At 71.0% G+C, this 3,490-nt stretch carries 4 protein-coding genes; all 4 read left to right on the top strand.

Annotation, left to right across the window (positions count from 1 at the left end; genetic code table 11):
• Positions 1-206 precede the first annotated feature (206 nt).
• Entirely contained in the window at positions 207-638 is a 432-nt protein-coding gene (locus E4099_RS30520) for a phage tail protein (RefSeq protein WP_135342344.1), read from the top strand.
• A 64-nt stretch (positions 639-702) separates the two neighbouring features.
• On the top strand, positions 703-1,548 hold the full coding sequence (locus E4099_RS30515) for a CIS tube protein (protein WP_135342343.1): 846 nt from the start codon (positions 703-705) through the stop codon (positions 1,546-1,548).
• A gap of 8 nt (positions 1,549-1,556) precedes the next feature.
• Positions 1,557-3,320 (top strand): VgrG-related protein, encoded by a 1,764-nt coding sequence (locus E4099_RS30510; protein ID WP_135342342.1) that lies wholly within the window; start codon positions 1,557-1,559, stop codon positions 3,318-3,320.
• A 28-nt stretch (positions 3,321-3,348) separates the two neighbouring features.
• The coding region (locus E4099_RS30505) for a PAAR domain-containing protein (protein WP_209446804.1) at positions 3,349-3,490 on the top strand (142 nt) is incomplete at its 3' end.

Here is a 3,490-nt window from a genome sequence, read left to right as displayed (position 1 = left end):
ACCGGGGCAGGCCGCGGGCGCGCATCCGCCCGAGGGCGGCAAGGGCGGCACCCCGGCCGTCACCGACGAGCTGGTACGGGCCCTGTTCGGGCCGCTCAGCAGGTTGCTCAAGGCCGAGTTGAGGCTGGAGCGCGAGCGGGCCGGCCATCTGATCCGCACCAGGCACTGACCAGAGTGAGTGAGCGAACGGAGAGAGGGGACAGGGCGTGCCCGCAACCGAGGACCCTGCGGTCAGTGTCTGCTTCGTGGTCACCATCGACGGCATCGAACTGGGCTCCTTCAACACCTGCGAGGGGCTGGGCTGCGAGGTGGTGCTGGAGCAGCGCGAGGAGGGCGGCAACAACATCCATCTGTGGCAGCTGCCCACCCGGCTGAAGTACCCCAATGTGAAGCTGTCCCGGCCGCTGACCAAGGAGACCGAGAAGGTGGCCAAGTGGTTCGCCAGCATGACCACCGGCTTCACCCGCAAGACGGCGCATATCGAGGCGCGCACCGGGGACGGCGAGAAGGTCGCCCAGTGGGGGCTGCTGGAGGTGGTTCCGGTCCGCTGGACCGGGCCGACGTTCAACCCCGAATCACCCAAGGTGGCCATCGAGACGATCGAGATCGCCCACCACGGCTATGTGATGGAGGGCTGAGGGAAGTGAGCCGTACGAGCGGTGGCCGCGCCGGCGCGGGCGGATGGCGGAGGGGCGGGGGCGCATGAGTTCACCCGTGGCGTTCAGCGCCGCAGGCAGCGGTGGCGCGGCGGGCGGCGGTGGGGCCCGTCCCAAGCTGGAGCACGCCTATCTGGAGTTGCGTACCCCCCCGCCCGGCGGCAGCCTCACCCCCGGTGGGCCCTGCGGCCGGGTCGACTTCCAGTTCAACCCCAAGGAGCTGAGCCTCACCAAGGCCGCGGCGTGGAAGCGCAACAACGCCAAGGGGGCCAGGAGCGCGGGCCCGCCGGAGTACCAGGGGCCGCAGCCCAGCAAGCTCACCGTGGAGATGTTCTTCGACGCCAGCGACACCCAGGACACCAGCGTGGTGAAGTCGGTGGAACAGCTGTTCGCCTGCTGTGTGCCGACCAACGAGACCCGGCAGCAGAAGCGGTCCTCGCCGCCCTGGGTGGTGTTCCACTGGGGCGGGCTCACCGGCTTCCCCGGCTATGTCAGCCAGGTGCAGGCGAAGTACACCCTGTTCACCACCTCCGGGGTGCCGATCCGCGCGGTGTGCCAGGTGACGATGGAGGAGATCAGCGGCGAGACCCCCAGTCAGAACCCCACCTCCGGCGCGCTGCACGCCCGCCGGGTGCACCGGGTGCAGGCCGGTGACACCCTGCCGCACCTGGCCTGGCGGGAGTACGGCAGTGCCGCGGCCTGGCGGGTGATCGCGGAGGCCAACGGCATCGACGACCCCATGCGGCTGGCCGACGGCCGCGAGCTGCTGCTGCCCGCGCTGGACGAGCTCGAACGGCTGCAGGCCGGCCCTGACAGCGGCTCCGGCAACGGCTCTGGCAACGGCCTTGAAGGCGGCCCCGACCGGCGCGGCGAGCGCGCCCTGGGCCGGTGAGGTGAGCCATGGTCCAGCAGAGCGTCGCCAAATCGCTGGTGGTGGAGTTCGGTGGCAGCCCGCTGCCGCCCGCCCTGGCCAACACCATGGTCGAGGCGTACGTGGACGACAGCCGCGCCCTCCCCGACCTGTTCGTGCTGCGCTTCCGCGACCCCAGCCGGGTCTTGCTGGAGAAGGCGGGGGTCAAGGTCGGTACCGAGGTGCGGCTGCAGGCCCGGGCGGGCGAGGGCTCCTCCCAGCCGCTGCTCACCGGCAATGTGACCGCCCTGGAGATCGAGATCGACGACACCGGCACCTTCACGGTGATCCGCGGCCTCGACGAGTCCTACCGGCTCTTCCGGGGCCGGCGGGTCGCCAGCTACCAGAACATGACCCTCTCCGACATCTGCACCCGGGTCGCCCAGCGGGCCGGGCTGCGCCCGGGAAAGCTCGAGGTCACCGGGCCCGTACTGGAGCATGTGGCCCAGCCCAACGTCACCGACTGGGAGTTCCTGCGCAATCTGGTCCAGGAGGCCGGGGCCCAGATCTATGTGCGGGACGGGCAGCTGAACGTCGTCAAGCCCACCAAGGCGGGCGGCGCGCCGGACACCTCCACCCGCGCCGACAAGAGCCCGCTGGTGCTGGAGATGGGCGACAACCTGCTGCGCTGCCGGGCCGGGGTGTCCGCGGCCGAGCAGGTGAACACCGTCGAAGTGCGCGGCTGGGACGTACGGACCAAGCGACCGCTGGTCGGCCGGGCCCCCGCGGACAAGACCGACACCCTGGAGCTGGGCGTCACCCCCGCCCAGGTCTCCCAGCCGTTCGGCAAGGCCGAGTTCGTGGTGAGCGACGCCGCCTACGGGACCCAGGCGGAGGTGGACCAGGCGGCCAAGGCACTGGCCGAGCGCATCGCCGGCTCCTTCGCCGAACTGGAGGCGGTGATCCGGGGGAACCCGGAGGTCCGGGCCGGTGGCGCGGTCACCCTCGCCGGAGTGGGAGCGCCCTTCGAGGGCCGGTACACCGTCACCTCCTCCCGGCACGTGTTCGACTCCCGGCACGGCTACGAGACCTGGATCAGCGTCTCCGGGCAGCAGGAGCGCACCCTGTACGGGCTGACCGGCGGCGGATCCGACGCCCAGCCCGCCAAGGACGGGCTCAACGGCATCGTCAACGGGACCGTCACCGACACCAAGGACCCGGAGCAACTCGGCCGGGTCAAGGTGAGCTTCCCCTGGCTGTCCGACGAGTACGCCAGCGACTGGGTGCGCACCGCGCAGCCCAACGGGCTCGGCGGCGACGAGGCGTTCATCCCCGAGGTCGGCGAGGAGGTGCTGGTCGGGTTCGACCAGGGCTACCTGGACCGCCCCTACGTCCTGGCCGCCCTCTACAACGGCAAGGACAAGCCCGGCCAGCGCGGCAAGGGGGAGGGCGACACCGTCGACTCCACCAGCGGCGCGGTCACCAAACGGGCCTTCGGCTCCAAGAACGGCCGGCTGGAGGTGCTGGACACCTCGAACGGGCCGCAGGGCGTCCGGCTGTCCACCGGCGAGGGAAAGCTGAAGATCAACCTGGACCGCAAGGGCACCACCATCGTGGTGCACAGCGACGGCACGGTGGAGATCGACGCCAAGCAGAAGGTCTCCATCAAGGCCGGCAGCGGGGTGTCCGTGGACGCCGGCAACGGGGCACTCGAACTCACCGGCAACAGCGTCAAACTGCAGGCCCGCGGCGCCGTAGAGGTCAAGGGCGGCCAGACCGTGTCCGTCAACGCGCCCATGGTGCGGATCAACTGAACCACTTCGCGACAGGGGGCGACAAGACATGCCAGCACCAGCCGCACGCGTAGGCGACCCGACCGGGCACCCCGGCACCATCGGCCCGCCCGGAGTCCCCACCGTGCTCATCGGCGGGAAGCCCGCGGCCACCGTCGGCACCCCGCACATCTGCGCCGCACCACCCACCC

This window comes from Streptomyces palmae, assembly GCF_004684805.1.
In the GTDB taxonomy this organism is placed as follows: domain Bacteria; phylum Actinomycetota; class Actinomycetes; order Streptomycetales; family Streptomycetaceae; genus Streptomyces; species Streptomyces palmae.
Note: the sequence above shows the minus strand (reverse complement) of the source record. Positions and strands in the feature narration are given on the sequence as shown.